At 51.6% G+C, this 16588-nt stretch carries 30 protein-coding genes; 25 read left to right on the top strand and 5 right to left on the bottom strand.

Going from position 1 to position 16588, the window contains the following annotated elements; all coding sequences use genetic code 11:
- The 25 genes from rpsS (at position 1) to K6K13_RS21180 (ending at position 11776) form a co-directional block, all read left to right on the top strand.
- A complete protein-coding gene (rpsS, locus tag K6K13_RS21300) occupies positions 1-279 on the top strand; it encodes a 30S ribosomal protein S19 (protein ID WP_161133058.1) in 279 nt (92 codons plus the stop codon).
- A gap of 14 nt (positions 280-293) precedes the next feature.
- Positions 294-626: a 50S ribosomal protein L22 gene (gene rplV / locus K6K13_RS21295; protein ID WP_222158734.1), complete on the top strand. Its 333-nt coding sequence runs from the start codon at positions 294-296 to the stop codon at positions 624-626.
- Between the two features lie 17 nt (positions 627-643).
- Positions 644-1345 (top strand): 30S ribosomal protein S3, encoded by a 702-nt coding sequence (rpsC, locus tag K6K13_RS21290; RefSeq protein WP_005970274.1) that lies wholly within the window; start codon positions 644-646, stop codon positions 1343-1345.
- Between the two features lie 12 nt (positions 1346-1357).
- Positions 1358-1768, top strand: coding sequence for a 50S ribosomal protein L16 (gene rplP / locus K6K13_RS21285; protein WP_009111208.1), 411 nt, complete (start codon positions 1358-1360; stop codon positions 1766-1768).
- Positions 1768-1959 (top strand): 50S ribosomal protein L29, encoded by a 192-nt coding sequence (gene rpmC, locus K6K13_RS21280; protein WP_024107517.1) that lies wholly within the window; start codon positions 1768-1770, stop codon positions 1957-1959. Before rplP ends, rpmC begins: the two co-directional genes overlap by 1 nt.
- Complete coding sequence (gene rpsQ / locus K6K13_RS21275; protein ID WP_195316360.1) at positions 1959-2213, top strand: 30S ribosomal protein S17; 255 nt, start codon at positions 1959-1961, stop codon at positions 2211-2213. Before rpmC ends, rpsQ begins: the two co-directional genes overlap by 1 nt.
- 187 nt (positions 2214-2400) lie before the next feature.
- Positions 2401-2772: a 50S ribosomal protein L14 gene (rplN, locus tag K6K13_RS21270; RefSeq protein ID WP_023479426.1), complete on the top strand. Its 372-nt coding sequence runs from the start codon at positions 2401-2403 to the stop codon at positions 2770-2772.
- 10 nt (positions 2773-2782) lie between these two features.
- On the top strand, positions 2783-3097 hold the full coding sequence (rplX, locus tag K6K13_RS21265; protein WP_222158733.1) for a 50S ribosomal protein L24: 315 nt from the start codon (positions 2783-2785) through the stop codon (positions 3095-3097).
- 14 nt (positions 3098-3111) lie between these two features.
- Positions 3112-3651: a 50S ribosomal protein L5 gene (rplE, locus tag K6K13_RS21260; protein WP_222158732.1), complete on the top strand. Its 540-nt coding sequence runs from the start codon at positions 3112-3114 to the stop codon at positions 3649-3651.
- A gap of 13 nt (positions 3652-3664) precedes the next feature.
- On the top strand, positions 3665-3970 hold the full coding sequence (gene rpsN / locus K6K13_RS21255) for a 30S ribosomal protein S14 (protein ID WP_222158731.1): 306 nt from the start codon (positions 3665-3667) through the stop codon (positions 3968-3970).
- 33 nt (positions 3971-4003) lie between these two features.
- Positions 4004-4396: a 30S ribosomal protein S8 gene (rpsH, locus tag K6K13_RS21250; RefSeq protein WP_222158730.1), complete on the top strand. Its 393-nt coding sequence runs from the start codon at positions 4004-4006 to the stop codon at positions 4394-4396.
- A gap of 12 nt (positions 4397-4408) precedes the next feature.
- Positions 4409-4942, top strand: coding sequence for a 50S ribosomal protein L6 (rplF, locus tag K6K13_RS21245; RefSeq protein ID WP_222158729.1), 534 nt, complete (start codon positions 4409-4411; stop codon positions 4940-4942).
- Positions 4943-4951: 9 nt separating this feature from the next.
- Positions 4952-5305: a 50S ribosomal protein L18 gene (rplR, locus tag K6K13_RS21240; protein WP_080884204.1), complete on the top strand. Its 354-nt coding sequence runs from the start codon at positions 4952-4954 to the stop codon at positions 5303-5305.
- A gap of 14 nt (positions 5306-5319) precedes the next feature.
- Positions 5320-5820, top strand: a complete 501-nt coding sequence (gene rpsE / locus K6K13_RS21235) for a 30S ribosomal protein S5 (protein WP_222158728.1) — start codon at positions 5320-5322, stop codon at positions 5818-5820.
- 6 nt (positions 5821-5826) lie between these two features.
- Positions 5827-6006 carry a 50S ribosomal protein L30 gene (gene rpmD / locus K6K13_RS21230; RefSeq protein WP_038016616.1) on the top strand — a complete coding sequence of 60 codons (180 nt, stop codon included), beginning with the start codon at positions 5827-5829 and terminating at the stop codon, positions 6004-6006.
- A 3-nt stretch (positions 6007-6009) separates the two neighbouring features.
- Entirely contained in the window at positions 6010-6444 is a 435-nt protein-coding gene (rplO, locus tag K6K13_RS21225; protein ID WP_222158727.1) for a 50S ribosomal protein L15, read from the top strand.
- A gap of 7 nt (positions 6445-6451) precedes the next feature.
- Entirely contained in the window at positions 6452-7783 is a 1332-nt protein-coding gene (gene secY / locus K6K13_RS21220) for a preprotein translocase subunit SecY (RefSeq protein WP_222158726.1), read from the top strand.
- A 32-nt stretch (positions 7784-7815) separates the two neighbouring features.
- On the top strand, positions 7816-7932 hold the full coding sequence (gene rpmJ, locus K6K13_RS21215) for a 50S ribosomal protein L36 (protein ID WP_002227352.1): 117 nt from the start codon (positions 7816-7818) through the stop codon (positions 7930-7932).
- 146 nt (positions 7933-8078) lie between these two features.
- Complete coding sequence (gene rpsM / locus K6K13_RS21210; RefSeq protein WP_222158725.1) at positions 8079-8435, top strand: 30S ribosomal protein S13; 357 nt, start codon at positions 8079-8081, stop codon at positions 8433-8435.
- A 16-nt stretch (positions 8436-8451) separates the two neighbouring features.
- The gene (gene rpsK, locus K6K13_RS21205; protein WP_002919257.1) at positions 8452-8841 is read left to right on the top strand and encodes a 30S ribosomal protein S11; all 390 of its coding nucleotides are present in this window, start codon (positions 8452-8454) and stop codon (positions 8839-8841) included.
- 30 nt (positions 8842-8871) lie between these two features.
- A complete protein-coding gene (rpsD, locus tag K6K13_RS21200) occupies positions 8872-9492 on the top strand; it encodes a 30S ribosomal protein S4 (RefSeq protein ID WP_222158724.1) in 621 nt (206 codons plus the stop codon).
- Positions 9493-9517: 25 nt separating this feature from the next.
- Positions 9518-10507, top strand: coding sequence for a DNA-directed RNA polymerase subunit alpha (locus tag K6K13_RS21195; RefSeq protein WP_222158723.1), 990 nt, complete (start codon positions 9518-9520; stop codon positions 10505-10507).
- Between the two features lie 40 nt (positions 10508-10547).
- Positions 10548-10940 carry a 50S ribosomal protein L17 gene (rplQ, locus tag K6K13_RS21190; RefSeq protein ID WP_222158722.1) on the top strand — a complete coding sequence of 131 codons (393 nt, stop codon included), beginning with the start codon at positions 10548-10550 and terminating at the stop codon, positions 10938-10940.
- Positions 10941-11072: 132 nt separating this feature from the next.
- The gene (locus tag K6K13_RS21185) at positions 11073-11459 is read left to right on the top strand and encodes a DnaJ family domain-containing protein (RefSeq protein WP_222158721.1); all 387 of its coding nucleotides are present in this window, start codon (positions 11073-11075) and stop codon (positions 11457-11459) included.
- Positions 11460-11524: 65 nt separating this feature from the next.
- Entirely contained in the window at positions 11525-11776 is a 252-nt protein-coding gene (locus tag K6K13_RS21180; protein ID WP_222158720.1) for an alternative ribosome-rescue factor A, read from the top strand.
- Here K6K13_RS21180 and mscL read toward each other — a convergent pair.
- The 5 genes from mscL to def all read right to left on the bottom strand — a co-directional run bounded on the left by mscL (position 11758) and on the right by def (position 16543).
- Positions 11758-12168 (bottom strand): large-conductance mechanosensitive channel protein MscL, encoded by a 411-nt coding sequence (mscL, locus tag K6K13_RS21175; RefSeq protein WP_222158719.1) that lies wholly within the window; start codon positions 12166-12168, stop codon positions 11758-11760. The genes K6K13_RS21180 and mscL overlap by 19 nt on opposite strands.
- Positions 12169-12287: 119 nt before the next feature.
- Positions 12288-13664: a Trk system potassium transporter TrkA gene (gene trkA, locus K6K13_RS21170; RefSeq protein ID WP_222158718.1), complete on the bottom strand. Its 1377-nt coding sequence runs from the start codon at positions 13662-13664 to the stop codon at positions 12288-12290.
- Between the two features lie 24 nt (positions 13665-13688).
- Complete coding sequence (gene rsmB, locus K6K13_RS21165; RefSeq protein ID WP_222158717.1) at positions 13689-14984, bottom strand: 16S rRNA (cytosine(967)-C(5))-methyltransferase RsmB; 1296 nt, start codon at positions 14982-14984, stop codon at positions 13689-13691.
- 73 nt (positions 14985-15057) lie between these two features.
- Complete coding sequence (gene fmt / locus K6K13_RS21160) at positions 15058-16008, bottom strand: methionyl-tRNA formyltransferase (RefSeq protein WP_222158716.1); 951 nt, start codon at positions 16006-16008, stop codon at positions 15058-15060.
- Between the two features lie 25 nt (positions 16009-16033).
- Positions 16034-16543, bottom strand: a complete 510-nt coding sequence (gene def, locus K6K13_RS21155) for a peptide deformylase (protein WP_222158715.1) — start codon at positions 16541-16543, stop codon at positions 16034-16036.
- Positions 16544-16588: the final 45 nt, after the last annotated feature.

The following is a 16588-nucleotide window of genomic DNA, read 5'->3' as shown; positions in this document are numbered from 1 at the left end:
ATGCCACGTTCTCTCAAGAAAGGTCCTTTTATTGACCTGCACTTGCTGAAGAAGGTAGAGAAAGCGGTGGAAAGCGGTGACAAGAAGCCTCTGCGCACTTGGTCCCGTCGTTCAACGATCTTTCCAACTATGATCGGTTTGACCATCGCTGTCCATAATGGTCGTCAGCACGTTCCAGTATTTGTTTCCGATGAAATGGTCGGTCACAAATTGGGTGAATTTGCTCCGACTCGTACTTATCGCGGTCACGCGGCTGATAAAAAAGCCAAGAAAAAATAAGGTAGGAGGAAGAGATGGAAACTTTAGCTAAACATCTTCATGCTCGTTCTTCTGCTCAAAAGGTTCGCCTGGTGGCTGACCTGATCCGCGGTAAGAAAGTGTCGCAAGCTCTGGAAATTCTGACCTACACCAACAAGAAAGCTGCTGGTCTGGTTAAAAAAGTACTGGAGTCTGCCATTGCCAACGCAGAGCACAACGATGGCGCTGACATTGATGAGCTGAAAGTTGCGAAAATCTTCGTAGACGAAGGCCCGAGCATGAAGCGCATTATGCCGCGTGCTAAAGGTCGTGCGGATCGCATCCTGAAGCGTACCAGCCACATTTCTGTGGTTGTGTCCGATCGCTGAGACTCTGGAGACTAGCAATGGGTCAGAAAGTACATCCTAATGGTATTCGCCTGGGTATTGTCAAACCTTGGAACTCTACCTGGTATGCGAATACCAAAGAATTCGCTGACAACCTGGATAGCGATTTTAAAGTTCGTAAATACCTGACGAAAGAACTGGAGAAAGCCTCCGTCTCTCGTATCGTTATCGAACGTCCGGCCAAGAGCATTCGTGTGACTATTCACACTGCGCGTCCGGGCATCGTTATCGGTAAAAAAGGTGAAGATGTTGAAAAACTGCGCAAAGTCGTAGCGGATATCGCTGGCGTACCTGCACAGATCAACATCGCAGAAGTTCGCAAGCCGGAACTGGACGCGAAACTGGTTGCTGACAGCATCACTTCTCAGCTGGAGCGTCGTGTGATGTTCCGTCGTGCTATGAAGCGTGCCGTTCAGAACGCCATGCGTCTGGGTGCCAAGGGCATTAAAGTTGAAGTCAGTGGCCGCCTGGGCGGTGCTGAAATCGCACGTACCGAATGGTACCGCGAAGGTCGCGTTCCGTTGCACACGCTGCGTGCGGATATCGACTACAACACGTCCGAAGCGCACACCACTTACGGTGTGATCGGTGTGAAAGTGTGGATCTTCAAAGGTGAGATCCTGGGTGGTATGGCTGCCGTTGAACAACCGGAAAAACCGGCTGCTCAACCTAAAAAGCAGCAGCGTAAAGGCCGCAAGTAAGGAGCGTCGCTGATGTTACAACCAAAGCGTACAAAATTCCGTAAGATGCACAAAGGCCGTAACCGCGGTCTGGCTGCCGGTACGGATGTCAGCTTCGGGACTTTCGGTCTGAAAGCTGTTGGCCGTGGTCGCCTGACTGCTCGCCAAATCGAAGCTGCACGTCGTGCCATGACCCGTGCTGTTAAGCGTCAAGGTAAGATTTGGATCCGAGTATTCCCGGACAAACCAATCACCGAGAAACCGCTTGAAGTGCGTATGGGTAAAGGTAAAGGTAACGTGGAATATTGGGTTGCCTTGATTCAGCCAGGTAAAGTCCTGTACGAAATGGACGGTGTGCCGGAAGAGTTAGCCCGTGAGGCATTCCAACTGGCAGCAGCGAAACTGCCGATCAAAACCACCTTTGTAACTAAGACGGTGATGTAATGAAAGCAAATGAGCTGCGTGAAAAGAGCGTTGAAGAGCTGAACACCGAGCTGCTCGAACTGCTGCGCGAGCAATTTAACTTGCGTATGCAAGCGGCCAGTGGTCAGTTGCAACAGACTCACCTGGTAAAACAAGTGCGTCGCAATATTGCACGTGTTAAGACTTTACTGACTCAGAAGGCGGGTGCGTAATGAGCGATAATATCCGTACTCTGCAAGGTCGTGTTGTGAGCGACAAAATGGAGAAATCCATGGTTGTTGCAATCGAACGTTTTGTGAAACACCCGCTGTATGGGAAATTCATCAAGCGTACGACCAAACTGCACGTACATGATGAGAACAACGAATGCGGTATCGGTGACGTGGTTGAAATCCGCGAATGCCGTCCGCTGTCCAAAACTAAGTCTTGGACGTTGGTTCGCGTTGTAGAGAAAGCGATTCTGTAATACAGTATTGCTCTTCTTGAAAACGATAAACGGCTCTGCAAAGGGCCGTTTATTTTTTCTACCCTTGCTCGAAAAGCGGTGTTATAATACTGCGCCCTCGATTCTGGGGTATTAATGACCCGTAAGGGGTCGAAAAACGACCCGTAAGGGTTTGAAAAGTAGTAGTTGACATTAGCGGAGCACTAAAATGATCCAAGAACAGACTATGCTGAACGTGGCCGATAACTCCGGTGCACGTCGCGTAATGTGTATCAAGGTTCTAGGTGGCTCGCACCGTCGCTACGCAGGCGTCGGCGATATCATCAAAATTACCATCAAGGAAGCAATTCCTCGCGGTAAGGTGAAGAAAGGCGATGTTCTGAAGGCGGTAGTGGTGCGCACCAAGAAGGGTGTTCGTCGCCCGGACGGTTCTGTCATTCGCTTCGATGGCAATGCATGCGTTATTCTGAACAATAACAGCGAGCAGCCTATCGGTACGCGTATTTTTGGGCCGGTAACTCGTGAACTGCGTTCTGAAAAGTTCATGAAAATTATCTCTCTGGCACCAGAAGTACTCTAAGGAGCGAACCATGGCAGCGAAAATCCGTCGTGATGACGAAGTTATCGTGCTGACCGGCAAAGATAAAGGTAAGCGCGGTAAAGTTAAAAATGTTCTGTCTTCCAGCAAGATCGTTGTTGAAGGTATCAACCTGGTTAAGAAACATCAGAAGCCGGTTCCGGCCCTGAACCAACCGGGTGGCATCGTTGAAAAAGAAGCTGCAATCCAGCTTTCCAACGTTGCACTGTTCAATGCGGCAACTGGCAAGGCTGACCGTGTAGGCTTTAGATTCGAAGACGGCAAAAAAGTCCGTTTCTTTAAATCTACTAGCGAAACTATCAAGTAATTTGGAGTAGTACGATGGCGAAACTGCATGATTACTACAAAGACGAAGTGGTTAGCAAACTGATGACTCAGTTTAGCTACAATTCTGTCATGCAAGTCCCTCGGGTCGAGAAGATCACCCTGAATATGGGTGTTGGTGAAGCGATCGCTGACAAGAAGCTGCTGGATAACGCCGCAGCCGATCTGGCAGCTATCTCCGGTCAAAAACCGTTGATCACCAAAGCACGCAAATCTGTTGCAGGCTTCAAAATCCGCCAGGGCTATCCGATCGGCTGTAAAGTAACTCTGCGTGGCGAACGCATGTGGGAGTTCCTTGAGCGCCTGATTTCCATTGCTGTACCGCGTATTCGTGACTTCCGCGGTCTGTCTGCCAAGTCCTTCGATGGCCGTGGCAACTACAGCATGGGCGTGCGTGAGCAGATCATCTTCCCGGAAATCGACTATGACAAAGTCGATCGCGTTCGTGGTTTGGACATTACCATTACCACCACTGCGAAATCCGATGATGAAGGCCGCGCGCTGCTGGCCGCCTTTAACTTCCCGTTCCGCAAGTAAGGTAGGGTTACTAATGGCTAAGCAATCCATGAAAGCACGCGAAGTCAAACGCGTGAAATTGGCTAACAAATTCTTTGCTAAACGCATTGAGTTGAAAGCTATCATCTCCAATGTGAACTCATCCGACGAAGATCGTTGGGATGCTGTTCTCAAGCTGCAGACTCTGCCGCGTGATTCCAGCCCGTCCCGTCAGCGTAACCGCTGCCGCCAGACAGGTCGTCCGCACGCTTTCCTGCGGAAGTTCGGGTTGAGCCGTATCAAGGTCCGTGAAGCCGCCATGCGCGGTGAAATTCCGGGTCTGAAAAAGGCTAGCTGGTAATTGTCACCAATTGAATCACGGGAGTAAAGACAGATGAGCATGCAAGATCCGATCGCGGACATGCTGACCCGTATACGCAACGGTCAGGCCGCGAACAAAGTTGCGATCACCATGCCTTCCTCCAAGCTGAAAGTGGCAATTGCCAAAGTGCTTAAGGAAGAAGGTTATATTCAAGATTACAAAATCGAAGGCGACACCAAGCCTGAACTGGAAATTTCTCTGAAATACTTCCAGGGCAAGGCAGTGGTAGAAAGCATTCAGCGTATCAGCCGCCCAAGTCTGCGCATCTATAAGAAAAAAGATGAGCTGCCTAAAGTTATGGCTGGTTTAGGAATCGCGGTTGTTTCTACCTCTAAAGGTGTTATGACTGATCGTGCAGCGCGCCAAGCTGGTCTTGGTGGCGAGATTATCTGCTACGTAGCTTAATCGGAGGAAAGAATGTCTCGTGTTGCTAAAGCACCCGTCGTCATTCCTGCCGGCGTAGAGGTAAAACTCAACGGTCAGGTTATTTCGATCAAGGGTAAAAACGGCGAGCTGACTCGCACCATCAACGACGCTGTTGAAGTTACTGTGGCTGACAACGCTCTGACTTTCGCTCCGCGCGAAGGTTTTTCAGACGGTTGGGCACAGGCAGGCACCGCGCGTGCACTGCTGAACGCAGTCGTTATCGGTGTTACCGAAGGCTTCACCAAGAAGCTTAAACTGGTTGGCGTAGGTTACCGTGCCGCAGTTAAAGGCAATGTCGTGAATTTGTCTCTTGGGTACTCACACCCGATTGACCACGCGCTGCCGGCTGGTATCACAGCTGAATGCCCGACTCAAACTGAAATCGTACTGAAATGTGCTGATAAGCAGGTTATCGGTCAGGTTGCAGCTGATCTGCGCGCTTACCGTCGTCCTGAGCCTTATAAAGGCAAGGGTGTCCGTTACGCCGACGAAGTCGTGCGTATCAAAGAGGCTAAGAAGAAGTAAGGTAACACTATGGATAAGAAATCAGCTCGTATCCGTCGTGCAACCCGCGCACGTCGCAAACTCCAGGAATTGGGAGCGACTCGCCTGGTGGTACATCGTACCCCTCGCCATATTTATGCGCAGGTTATCGCACCGAACGGTTCTGAAATCCTGGTAGCCGCTTCTACTGTAGAAAAAGCTATCGCAGAACAACTGAAGTACACCGGCAACAAAGATGCCGCTGCTGCTGTAGGTAAAGCAGTCGCTGAGCGCGCATTGGAAAAAGGCATTAAAGATGTGTCCTTTGACCGTTCCGGGTTCCAATATCATGGTCGCGTCCAGGCACTGGCAGATGCTGCTCGTGAAGCTGGCCTTCAGTTCTAAGGTAGAGGTGTAAGATGGCACACATCGAAAAACAAGCTGGCGAACTGCAGGAAAAGCTGATCGCGGTAAATCGCGTATCTAAAACCGTTAAAGGTGGTCGTATTTTCAGCTTCACCGCACTGACTGTAGTGGGTGATGGCAACGGCCGCGTTGGTTTTGGTTACGGGAAAGCGCGTGAAGTTCCGGCAGCAATCCAGAAAGCGATGGAAAAAGCCCGTCGCAACATGTTGAATGTCGCGCTGAATGGCGGCACCCTGCAGCACCCGGTTAAAGGTGCTCACACTGGGTCTCGCGTATTCATGCAGCCGGCTTCCGAAGGTACCGGTATCATTGCCGGTGGTGCAATGCGCGCCGTTCTGGAAGTTGCTGGGGTTCATAACGTATTGGCTAAAGCCTATGGTTCCACTAACCCGATTAACGTGGTTCGTGCAACTATCGATGGCCTGGCTAATATGAATTCCCCGGAAATGGTTGCTGCCAAGCGTGGCAAGTCCGTTGACGACATTCTGGGATAATTGACCATGGCTAAGACTATTAAAATTACTCAAACCCGTAGTGCAATCGGTCGTTTGCCGAAACATAAGGCAACGCTGCTTGGCCTGGGTCTGCGTCGTATTGGTCATACCGTTGAGCGTGAAGATACGCCTGCTGTACGTGGTATGGTCAACGCGGTTTACTACATGGTTAAAGTGGAGGAGTAACAGATGCGTTTGAATACTCTGTCTCCGGCCGAAGGCGCGAAGCACGCGCCGAAGCGTTTAGGTCGTGGTATCGGTTCTGGCCTCGGTAAAACCGGCGGTCGTGGTCACAAAGGTCAGAAATCTCGTTCTGGCGGTGGCGTACGTCGTGGGTTCGAAGGTGGTCAGATGCCGTTGTATCGTCGTCTGCCGAAATTCGGTTTTACCTCTCGCAAAGCGATGATCACAGCGGAAATCCGTCTGTCCGATCTGGCTCGCGTAGATGGCGACGTCGTTGACCTGAACACGCTGAAGGCTGCTAACGTTATTGGCGTTCAGATCGAGTTCGCGAAAGTGATCCTGTCTGGTGAAGTTTCCCGTCCGGTAACGATTCGTGGTCTGCGTGTGACCAAAGGCGTGCGTGCTGCTATCGAAGCTGCTGGCGGTAAAATTGAGGAATAAGTAGCAGATGGCTAAGCAACCAGGATTAGATTTTCAAAGTGCTAAGGGTGGCGTTGGCGAGCTGAAACGCAGACTGCTGTTTGTAATCGGCGCGCTTATCGTTTTCCGTATCGGCTCTTTTATTCCGATCCCTGGTATTGATGCCACTGTGCTTGCCAAATTGCTCGAACAACAGCGTGGCACCATCATTGAAATGTTTAACATGTTCTCTGGTGGTGCTCTCAGCCGTGCTTCTATCTTTGCGCTGGGTATTATGCCGTATATTTCGGCCTCTATTATTATCCAGCTGCTGACAGTGGTTCACCCCACGTTGGCGGAAATCAAGAAAGAAGGGGAGGCTGGCCGTCGCAAGATTAGCCAGTACACCCGTTACGGTACGTTGGTACTGGCCATATTCCAGTCAATCGGTATTGCTACCGGTTTGCCGAATATGCCAGGAATGCAGGGCCTGGTGATTAATCCGGGCTTTGCATTTTACTTTACGGCTGTTGTAAGTCTGGTGACCGGGACTATGTTCCTGATGTGGCTGGGCGAACAGATTACTGAGCGCGGTATCGGTAACGGTATCTCTATCTTGATCTTTGCGGGTATCGTAGCGGGTTTACCGCCGGCGATTGCCCACACTATCGAGCAAGCTCGGCAAGGCGACCTGCACTTCCTCGTGCTGCTGTTGGTTGCAGTTTTAGTGTTTGCAGTAACCTTCTTCGTTGTTTTCATTGAACGTGGCCAACGGCGTATCGTCGTTAACTACGCAAAGCGTCAACAGGGTCGTCGGGTTTATGCAGCACAGAGTACGCACTTACCGCTGAAAGTGAACATGGCAGGGGTTATCCCGGCAATTTTCGCCTCCAGCATCATCCTGTTCCCGGCGACGATTGCATCGTGGTTTGGGGGCGGTACCGGTTGGAACTGGCTGACAACTATTTCGATGTATTTGCAGCCCGGACAACCGCTTTATGTGCTACTCTATGCGACTGCAATCATCTTCTTCTGTTTCTTCTACACGGCGTTGGTTTTCAACCCGCGCGAAACAGCAGATAACCTGAAGAAGTCCGGTGCATTCGTGCCAGGAATTCGTCCGGGAGAGCAAACGGCGAAATACATCGATAAGGTGATGACCCGCCTGACTCTGGTCGGCGCAATGTACATTACCTTTATCTGCCTGATCCCGGAGTTCATGCGTGATGCGATGAAGGTCCCCTTCTATTTTGGGGGTACATCCCTGTTGATCGTCGTCGTGGTCATCATGGACTTTATGGCTCAAGTGCAAACTCTGATGATGTCGAGTCAGTATGAGTCTGCATTGAAGAAAGCGAATCTGAAAGGCTATAACCGCTAATTGGATTGCTTGAGAAGTTACGGAGAGTAAAAATGAAAGTTCGTGCTTCCGTCAAGAAATTATGTCGTAACTGCAAAATCGTTAAGCGTAACGGTGTCGTTCGTGTGATTTGCAGCGCCGAGCCGAAGCATAAACAGCGCCAAGGCTGATTATCTCGCATATTTTTCTTGCAAAGTTGGATTGAGCTGTCTAGATTAGCCAGCCAATCTTTTGTATGTCTGTGCGTTTCCATTTGAGTATCCTGAAAACGGGCTTTTCAGCATGGAGCGTACATATTGAATAATAGGAGTGCATAGTGGCCCGTATAGCAGGCATTAACATTCCTGATCAGAAACATGCCGTGATCGCGTTAACCTCGATCTATGGCGTCGGTAAGACTCGTTCCAAGGCCATTTGTGCTGCGGCGGGTATTGCTGAAGATGTTAAGATCAGTGAGCTGTCTGAAGAGCAAATCGAAACGCTGCGTGTAGAAGTTGCCAAATTCGTTGTCGAAGGTGATCTGCGCCGTGAAATCAGCATGAGCATCAAGCGTCTGATGGACCTTGGTTGCTATCGCGGTTTGCGTCATCGTCGTGGTCTGCCAGTGCGCGGTCAGCGTACTAAGACCAACGCCCGTACCCGTAAGGGGCCGCGCAAACCGATCAAGAAATAATCGGGGTGATTGAATAATGGCAAAAGCACCTATTCGTGCACGTAAGCGTGTAAGAAAACAAGTTTCTGACGGTGTGGCTCATATCCATGCTTCTTTTAACAACACCATCGTGACCATTACCGATCGTCAGGGTAACGCGCTGGGTTGGGCAACAGCCGGTGGTTCCGGTTTCCGTGGTTCTCGTAAATCTACGCCGTTCGCTGCTCAGGTTGCTGCTGAACGTTGCGCTGAAGCCGTGAAAGAATACGGTATCAAGAACTTGGAAGTTATGGTTAAAGGACCTGGTCCGGGCCGTGAGTCTACTATCCGCGCTCTGAACGCGGCTGGTTTCCGCATCACTAATATTACTGATGTGACTCCGATCCCCCATAACGGTTGTCGTCCGCCGAAAAAGCGTCGCGTATAACGCCGCTTTTAGGATAGTTGGAGAAAGAAAATGGCTAGATATTTGGGTCCTAAGCTCAAGCTGAGCCGTCGTGAAGGCACCGACCTGTTCCTTAAGTCCGGTGTTCGCGCGATCGATTCCAAGTGTAAGATCGAACAAGGCCCTGGTCAGCACGGTGCGCGTAAACCGCGTCTGTCTGATTACGGCGTGCAGTTGCGTGAGAAACAAAAAGTTCGCCGTATCTACGGTGTTCTGGAGCGTCAATTCCGTAACTACTATAAAGAAGCTGCTCGTCTGAAAGGCAACACAGGTGCAAACCTGCTGCAACTGCTTGAAGGGCGTCTGGATAACGTGGTTTATCGTATGGGCTTCGGCGCCACTCGTGCGGAAGCGCGTCAGTTGGTAAGCCACAAAGCTGTTATGGTAAACGGTCGCGTTGTCAGCATCGCTTCTTATCAGGTATCACCGAGTGATGTCGTCAGCATCCGTGAGAAAGCTAAAAAGCAATCTCGCGTGAAAGCAGCATTGGAGCTGGCTGAACAGCGTGAAAAGCCGACTTGGCTGGAAGTTGATGCTGCCAAGATGGAAGGTGTGTTCAAACGTATTCCTGAACGTACCGATCTGTCTGCGGACATTAATGAACACCTGATCGTCGAGCTTTACTCCAAGTAAAGCTTAGTACCAAAGAGAGGACACAATGCAGGGTTCTGTGACAGAGTTTCTAAAACCGCGCCTGGTCGATATCGAGCAAGTAAGTTCGACGCACGCCAAGGTGACCCTTGAGCCGTTAGAGCGTGGTTTCGGCCATACGCTTGGCAACGCACTGCGCCGTATTCTGCTTTCATCCATGCCAGGTTGCGCGGTGACCGAGGTTGAGATTGATGGTGTACTGCATGAGTACAGCACCAAAGAAGGCGTACAGGAAGATATACTGGAAATCCTGCTCAACCTGAAAGGGCTGGCGGTGAAAGTTCAGGGCAAAGATGAAGTTATCCTTTCCCTGAATAAATCTGGCATTGGCCCTGTGACTGCAGCAGACATCACCCATGATGGTGATGTCGAAATCGTCAAGCCGCAGCACGTGATCTGCCATCTGACCGATGAAAACGCAGCTATTAGCATGCGTATCAAAGTTCAACGTGGTCGTGGTTATGTGCCGGCTTCTGCCCGTATTCATACGGAAGAAGATGAGCGCCCGATTGGCCGTTTGTTGGTCGATGCTTGCTACAGCCCGGTAGAGCGTATTGCCTACAATGTTGAAGCAGCTCGTGTTGAACAACGTACCGACCTGGACAAGCTGGTCATCGAAATTGAAACCAATGGCACGATCGATCCTGAAGAGGCGATCCGCCGTGCGGCAACCATTCTGGCTGAACAACTGGAAGCTTTTGTTGATTTACGTGATGTACGTCAGCCTGAAGTGAAAGAAGAGAAGCCAGAATTCGATCCGATCCTGCTGCGCCCTGTTGACGATCTGGAATTGACTGTCCGCTCTGCTAACTGCCTCAAGGCAGAAGCTATCCACTACATCGGTGATCTGGTACAGCGTACCGAGGTTGAATTGCTGAAAACGCCTAACCTGGGTAAAAAATCTCTTACCGAGATTAAAGATGTGCTCGCCTCACGTGGTCTTTCTCTGGGCATGCGCCTGGAAAACTGGCCGCCGGCAAGCATTGCTGATGAATAACCCGGTCACAGGTTAAGGTTTTACTGAGAAGGATAAGGTCATGCGCCATCGTAAGAGTGGTCGTCAACTGAACCGTAACAGCAGCCATCGTCAGGCTATGTTCCGTAACATGGCTGGTTCTTTGGTTCGTCATGAGATCATCAAGACGACCCTGCCAAAAGCAAAAGAGCTGCGCCGTGTTGTTGAACCGCTGATTACTCTTGCCAAGACCGACAGCGTTGCTAATCGTCGTCTGGCATTCGCCCGTACTCGTGATAACGAGATCGTGGCAAAACTGTTTAATGAACTGGGCCAGCGTTTCGCGAGCCGTGCCGGTGGTTACACTCGCATTCTGAAGTGTGGCTTCCGTGCAGGCGACAACGCGCCGATGGCTTACATCGAGCTGGTTGATCGTTCAGTTGCACAAGCAGAAGAAACCGCTGCTGCTGAGTAATCATCAGCGGTGGGTTAAAAAAACCGGGGCAACCCGGTTTTTTTACGTCTATTGTTTAGCAAATGACGGTTTTGTTAACGTATGACATTTACCACCAGCACCGTTTGCCTGAGACGTTTTGAAGGAGGGAACATGGAGTTGCTTGATGCCATGTGTGAGCGGCACATCCAGACTGCACAACGAGCGGGTGAGTTCGATAATCTGCCCGGAGCAGGAAAACCGCTGCAACTGGATGATGACAGCGCCGTACCTGAAGCACTGCGCACGGGATACCGCCTGTTGAAAAACGCCGGTTACCTGCCGCCAGAATTAGCACTGCGCAAAGATGCGCTGACGCTACGCGATCTGCTCGCCAACACGATTCCCGAATCGGAAGCGCATGAAAACCTGCGCCGTCGGCTACGCATGCTGGAACTTAACCTGCAACAGAAAGGAATGAGTATCGATTTTTTACACGGTGAATATGCCGATCGCTTGCACAGTGCGTTTTCTGGTGAAAGAATAGCGCCCGAAAAATAGGCTAACGTGGTAAGCGTTGGTGCGCGGCGATGAATCGGATTAACAATCTAACCAAGAGAGATGTGATGAGCACTTATCAGCACAAGAAAGGCAAGATCCAAGACAATGCGCTGGAAGCATTGTTGCATGACCCCTTGTTCAGACAACGCGTTGAGAAGAACAAGAAAGGTAAAGGCAGCTACTGTCGCAAAGACAAACAGGATAAAGGCCAGAACTGGGAGGCCAGTGGTAAATCATCAAAGGATGCTTTACCACTGGCCTCTCACTTTATGGCTGTTCTGGGTTTTGTTAAACAGCGCTACGCTTTCGGCTGCTGATCTTTTAGCAAATCGCGAATCTCAGTTAGCAACGTCGCTTCAGCGCTCGGTTTCGCAGGTGCTGGCGCTTTCTCTTCTTTACGGCGCAGGTTATTCATCAGCTTGATTGCCATAAAAATGGCAAAGGCGACGAGGACGAAATCAAAAATATTTTGCAGGAAAAGGCCGTAGCGCAGCACCACAGCAGGGATATCCCCTTGTGGGTCTCGCAGCACCAGTTCGAAATGTTTAAAATCGATGCCCCCCAGCAGTAACCCCAAGGGCGGCATAATGATATCGGCCACAAGCGAGGAGACGATCTTGCCAAATGCTGCGCCGATGATGACACCCACTGCCAAATCTACCACGTTGCCGCGCATCGCGAATTCGCGAAACTCTTTTAGCATACTCATGATCCAACTCCTTGATAAAATGAACATCTAAATTTTAACAAAGCGTTACATAATTGCCAGCGGTGATAGCCAGTGAGCCGGAAAAGAAAGTGCCGCCGAGGCGGCCAGGTTCTGCGTTGTTAGAGGAAGAACGGGCTGGGTTGGAACAGTCGCTCCACTTCAGGGACAAACTTTTTGTCCGTCAGGAACATGATCACATGATCCCCTTGCTCTATCTTCATATTGTCATTAGCGATAATCACATCATCACCGCGCACAATGGCGCCGATCAAGGTGCCTGGCGGCAATTTGATATCTTCAATCATACGGCCAACCACTTTTGACGTGCCTTCATCCCCGTGAGCAATGGCTTCAATCGCTTCTGCCACGCCGCGGCGTAATGAGGAAACGCTGACAATATCCGCTTTACGCACATGACCCAGCAGTGCGGAAATCGTTGCCTGCTGGGGTGAGATGGCCACATCGATAACGCTGCCCTGAACCAAGTCGACATAGGCGCGTCGTTGGATCAACACCATGGCTTTTTTTGCCCCCATGCGTTTGGCCAGCATGGCGGACATGATATTCGCTTCATCGTCGTTGGTAATGGCAATAAACACATCGATTTGTTCGACATGTTCGTGCGCCAGCAGCTCCTGATCGGACGCATCGCCATGAAACACAATGGTGTCTTGCAGCAGTTCAGCCAGGGCGATCGCACGCTCTTCGTTCTTTTCGATCAGTTTGACGCTGTAGTCTTTCTCCAGCTTATGCGCCAACCCCGCGCCAACGTTACCACCGCCGACAATCATGATGCGCTTGTAGGGCTTTTCCAAGCGCTGGAGTTCGCTCATTACGGCGCGGATGTGTTGGGAAGCGGCAACAAAGAACACTTCATCGCCCGCTTCAATAATGGTTGAACCCTGGGGACGTATCGGTCTGTCGTGGCGAAAGATAGCGGCTACACGAGTTTCGATGTGCGGCATATGCTCACGCAGCGCGGAAAGCGCATTACCGATCAGCGGACCACCGTAGTAAGCGTTCACTGCGGCGATACTTACTTTCCCTTCGGCGAAGTTCACCACCTGTAGCGCCCCGGGATACTCGATCAACTTGTAGATATTGTCGATGACCAGCTGTTCCGGTGAGATCAAATGATCGATAGGCACCGCTTCGGCCTGAAACAGTTGCTCACCGGCACGCACGTATTCTGCGGAACGGATACGTGCAATGCGGTTTGGTGTATTGAACAGCGAGTAGGCGACCTGACAGGCCACCATATTGGTTTCATCCGAGTTAGTGACGGCAACCAGCATGTCTGCATCTTCGGCTCCGGCTTCGCGCAGTACGCGCGGGTGGGAGGCGTAGCCAGCAACGACGCGCAAATCGAATTTATCCTGCAACTGCCGCAGCCGCGCGGTGTCAGTATCAACGACGGTAATGTCGTTGTTTTCTCCGGAGAGCGTTTCCGCCAGCGTACCGCCCACCTGACCTGCACCAAGAATAATGATTTTCATGATCTGTGCCCGTTGCCGTTGCTATCAATCAATGCTCTTAACCAACTTAGCATAAAAGAATCCATCGCCATCCTCTGCCGCCGGTAACTTTTGCAAACCGGGGTGCTGCGCATCACCGGTTTCCACCAGTTTGGCATCCGCATGGCGTGTTAGAAAGGCCCGCATTTGCTGCTGATTCTCTTCCGGCAGGATAGAGCAGGTGGCATAAACCAACGTCCCGCCGGCTTTCAGCCGTGGCCAGATGGCTTCCAGAATCTCCTGCTGTAACAGTGCCAGCTCGGGGATGTCGCTGTCGCGCCGCAGCCATTTGATATCAGGATGACGGCGAATTACGCCGGTGGCAGAGCAGGGGGCATCGAGCAGAATACGATCGAACTGTTGCTCACCGCACCAGGCCCCAGGTTCGCGCCCGTCGCCTTGTCTTACGTCTGCATGGAGATTAAGGCGTTGCAGATTCTCGTTGACCCGGGCGAGCCGCTGCGGGTCCACATCGATCGCCAATACCTTAGCGTGAGGCGCAGCTTCCAGAATATGGGTCGTTTTCCCACCCGGTGCCGCACACAGATCGAGAATATGTTCATTGTCCTGCGGTGCTAACCAGCGTACGCAGCCCTGTGCAGAGACGTCCTGCACAGTTACCCAGCCTTGCGCGAAGCCGGGCAGCAGGCTTACGGCACAAGGCTCACTTAGCATGATGGCTTCATCCTCTTCAGGATGTGGCTGCGCAGCTATACCTGCTTCAGTCAGCAGTGCTAAATAGTGTTCTCGTGTGTGGTGCAAACGGTTGACGCGCAGCCACATCGGAGGGCGCTGGTTATTGGCCTCAACAATCTGCTGCCACTGCTGCGGATAAGCTTTCTTGAGGCGCGCTAACAGCCATTCGGGGTGAGCGAAGCGCGACGTATGATGAGCGGCGCGCTCATCCAGCTCGGCCTGTTGGCGTTGAAATTGGCGTAGCACGCCGTTGATCAACCCTTTAAGCTGCGGGCGCTTGAGTGCAATAGCACCGTTAACCGTTTCAGACAGCGCGGCATGGGCCGGGATGCGCGTGTGAGCGAGTTGATAGATACCCACCATGATCAGGTAGTGCAACGTGCGCTGCTTCCCGGTCAGTGTTTTTGCCATCAACTGCTGAATTATCCACTCTACCTGTGGCAACACGCGCAATACGCCGAAGCACAGCTCTTGCAGCAGGGCACGATCTTTTTCTGAGATATCACGCTGATACTGTGGTAGCAGTGAACTTAGCGACTGGCCTTTATCGAGCACCTGGCTGATAACGTTCGCGGCGATGGCGCGCAGATTGTATGTTGTTTTCATGGATAGTGATTGTCTGAAACGGTAACGCGCCTGCCATAACAGCAGACGCGATGCCTTTTAATGGATGAGTCTATTATGCCAGTACGTTGCCTGGAGTGAACCATTCGCGACGCGAATTGAGCAGATCCTGCACCGACATCGGTTTTTTGCCCGCAGGTTGCAGTTGCAGCAGGTTCAGTACCCCTTGCGCGGTGGCGACCTGTATACCCTGCTTGTCTGCACTGACGATCGTACCAGGTTGTGCGCTATGGGTAGTGTCCAATGCGCTGGCTTTCCACACTTTAACGGGCTGTTCGTCAATGGTGATATAGCTGACAGGCCAGGGATTGAACGCACGAATGCAGCGTTCCAACTGCTCGGCACTGAGTGACCAGTCAAGCTTAGCTTCTTCTTTGCTCAGCTTTTCGGCGTACGTCGCCAGACTGTCATCTTGTTTTTCTGCAACGGCCGTTCCCTGCGCCAGGGAGGCGAGCGTCATCAGCAATCCTTGCGGTCCCAACTCAGCCAGACGATCGTACAGCGAGGCGCTGGTGTCTTGCGGTGTTATCGGGCATGACAGCTTATGCAACATGGCACCGGTATCCAACCCTGCATCCATTTGCATGATGGTGACACCGGTTTCAGCGTCTCCGGCCCAAAGCGAGCGTTGTATCGGTGCCGCACCGCGCCAGCGCGGTAGCAGCGAGCCGTGCACATTGATACAGCCCAAACGGGGCATATCCAACACCGCTTGTGGCAGGATTAAGCCATAGGCCACCACCACCATAATATCCGCCTGTAAATCAGCGACCAATTGCTGATTTTCTGCCGGTCGCAGCGATTTGGGCTGAAGCACCGGCACATCGTGCTGCTCTGCCAATACCTTGACCGGGCTGGGCGTCAGTTTGTTACCTCGACCTGCCGGACGATCGGGTTGGGTGAAAACACCCACCACCTGATGCGGTGAAGCCAGCAGCGCGTCAAGGTGACGCGCTGCGAAGTCAGGTGTACCCGCGAAAATAATGCGTAGGGAGCTCTCGGACACGACGTTTCCTGCGGTAGTGATAAGATTATGGACGACTGTTCAGTCGTGCCATTTTTTCCAGCTTCTGACGAATTCTCTGGCGTTTTAACGGCGAGAGATAATCAATAAACAGCTTGCCAACCAGATGGTCCATTTCGTGTTGGATACAGATTGCCAACAGGCCATCAGCTTCCAGCTCAAAGGGGTTACCTTCCCGGTCCAGCGCTTTGACCTTCACGCGCTCAGCGCGCGGCACCAGCGCACGGGTTTCCGGAATGGACAGACACCCCTCTTCAATACCGGTATCGCCGTCTTTTTCCAGCAGTTCTGGGTTGATCAACACCAAACGCTGATCGCGTTCTTCGGAAACATCAATCACGATAATGCGCTGATGTACGTCCACCTGACTCGCTGCAAGGCCGATGCCTTCTTCTTCGTACATGGTGTCGAACATATCATCGACGATGCGCTGAATTTCTGCATTAACCTCTGCGACAGGTTTCGCGATAGTGCGAAGCCGCTCGTCTGGAAAATGTAATACCTGCAAAACTGCCATAGTTGATTTCGATCTTTATCCGGTTGATGAAAGCGTATCTGGATC

This window comes from Symbiopectobacterium purcellii, assembly GCF_019797845.1.
Lineage (GTDB): Bacteria > Pseudomonadota > Gammaproteobacteria > Enterobacterales > Enterobacteriaceae > Symbiopectobacterium > Symbiopectobacterium purcellii.
This window is presented reverse-complemented; position numbering and strand designations above follow the sequence as displayed.

What these genes read in the sequence shown, in the direction of transcription:
- rpsS (WP_161133058.1), top strand. Translation starts at nt 1, where the DNA reads ATGCCACGTTCTCTCAAGAAAGGTCCTTTTATTGACCTGCACTTGCTG.
- rplV (WP_222158734.1), top strand. Translation starts at nt 294, where the DNA reads ATGGAAACTTTAGCTAAACATCTTCATGCTCGTTCTTCTGCTCAAAAG.
- rpsC (WP_005970274.1), top strand. Translation starts at nt 644, where the DNA reads ATGGGTCAGAAAGTACATCCTAATGGTATTCGCCTGGGTATTGTCAAA.
- rplP (WP_009111208.1), top strand. Translation starts at nt 1,358, where the DNA reads ATGTTACAACCAAAGCGTACAAAATTCCGTAAGATGCACAAAGGCCGT.
- rpmC (WP_024107517.1), top strand. Translation starts at nt 1,768, where the DNA reads ATGAAAGCAAATGAGCTGCGTGAAAAGAGCGTTGAAGAGCTGAACACC.
- rpsQ (WP_195316360.1), top strand. Translation starts at nt 1,959, where the DNA reads ATGAGCGATAATATCCGTACTCTGCAAGGTCGTGTTGTGAGCGACAAA.
- rplN (WP_023479426.1), top strand. Translation starts at nt 2,401, where the DNA reads ATGATCCAAGAACAGACTATGCTGAACGTGGCCGATAACTCCGGTGCA.
- rplX (WP_222158733.1), top strand. Translation starts at nt 2,783, where the DNA reads ATGGCAGCGAAAATCCGTCGTGATGACGAAGTTATCGTGCTGACCGGC.
- rplE (WP_222158732.1), top strand. Translation starts at nt 3,112, where the DNA reads ATGGCGAAACTGCATGATTACTACAAAGACGAAGTGGTTAGCAAACTG.
- rpsN (WP_222158731.1), top strand. Translation starts at nt 3,665, where the DNA reads ATGGCTAAGCAATCCATGAAAGCACGCGAAGTCAAACGCGTGAAATTG.
- rpsH (WP_222158730.1), top strand. Translation starts at nt 4,004, where the DNA reads ATGAGCATGCAAGATCCGATCGCGGACATGCTGACCCGTATACGCAAC.
- rplF (WP_222158729.1), top strand. Translation starts at nt 4,409, where the DNA reads ATGTCTCGTGTTGCTAAAGCACCCGTCGTCATTCCTGCCGGCGTAGAG.
- rplR (WP_080884204.1), top strand. Translation starts at nt 4,952, where the DNA reads ATGGATAAGAAATCAGCTCGTATCCGTCGTGCAACCCGCGCACGTCGC.
- rpsE (WP_222158728.1), top strand. Translation starts at nt 5,320, where the DNA reads ATGGCACACATCGAAAAACAAGCTGGCGAACTGCAGGAAAAGCTGATC.
- rpmD (WP_038016616.1), top strand. Translation starts at nt 5,827, where the DNA reads ATGGCTAAGACTATTAAAATTACTCAAACCCGTAGTGCAATCGGTCGT.
- rplO (WP_222158727.1), top strand. Translation starts at nt 6,010, where the DNA reads ATGCGTTTGAATACTCTGTCTCCGGCCGAAGGCGCGAAGCACGCGCCG.
- secY (WP_222158726.1), top strand. Translation starts at nt 6,452, where the DNA reads ATGGCTAAGCAACCAGGATTAGATTTTCAAAGTGCTAAGGGTGGCGTT.
- rpmJ (WP_002227352.1), top strand. Translation starts at nt 7,816, where the DNA reads ATGAAAGTTCGTGCTTCCGTCAAGAAATTATGTCGTAACTGCAAAATC.
- rpsK (WP_002919257.1), top strand. Translation starts at nt 8,452, where the DNA reads ATGGCAAAAGCACCTATTCGTGCACGTAAGCGTGTAAGAAAACAAGTT.
- rpsD (WP_222158724.1), top strand. Translation starts at nt 8,872, where the DNA reads ATGGCTAGATATTTGGGTCCTAAGCTCAAGCTGAGCCGTCGTGAAGGC.
- K6K13_RS21195 (WP_222158723.1), top strand. Translation starts at nt 9,518, where the DNA reads ATGCAGGGTTCTGTGACAGAGTTTCTAAAACCGCGCCTGGTCGATATC.
- rplQ (WP_222158722.1), top strand. Translation starts at nt 10,548, where the DNA reads ATGCGCCATCGTAAGAGTGGTCGTCAACTGAACCGTAACAGCAGCCAT.
- K6K13_RS21185 (WP_222158721.1), top strand. Translation starts at nt 11,073, where the DNA reads ATGGAGTTGCTTGATGCCATGTGTGAGCGGCACATCCAGACTGCACAA.
- K6K13_RS21180 (WP_222158720.1), top strand. Translation starts at nt 11,525, where the DNA reads ATGAGCACTTATCAGCACAAGAAAGGCAAGATCCAAGACAATGCGCTG.
- mscL (WP_222158719.1), bottom strand. Translation starts at nt 12,168, where the DNA reads ATGAGTATGCTAAAAGAGTTTCGCGAATTCGCGATGCGCGGCAACGTG.
- trkA (WP_222158718.1), bottom strand. Translation starts at nt 13,664, where the DNA reads ATGAAAATCATTATTCTTGGTGCAGGTCAGGTGGGCGGTACGCTGGCG.
- rsmB (WP_222158717.1), bottom strand. Translation starts at nt 14,984, where the DNA reads ATGAAAACAACATACAATCTGCGCGCCATCGCCGCGAACGTTATCAGC.
- def (WP_222158715.1), bottom strand. Translation starts at nt 16,543, where the DNA reads ATGGCAGTTTTGCAGGTATTACATTTTCCAGACGAGCGGCTTCGCACT.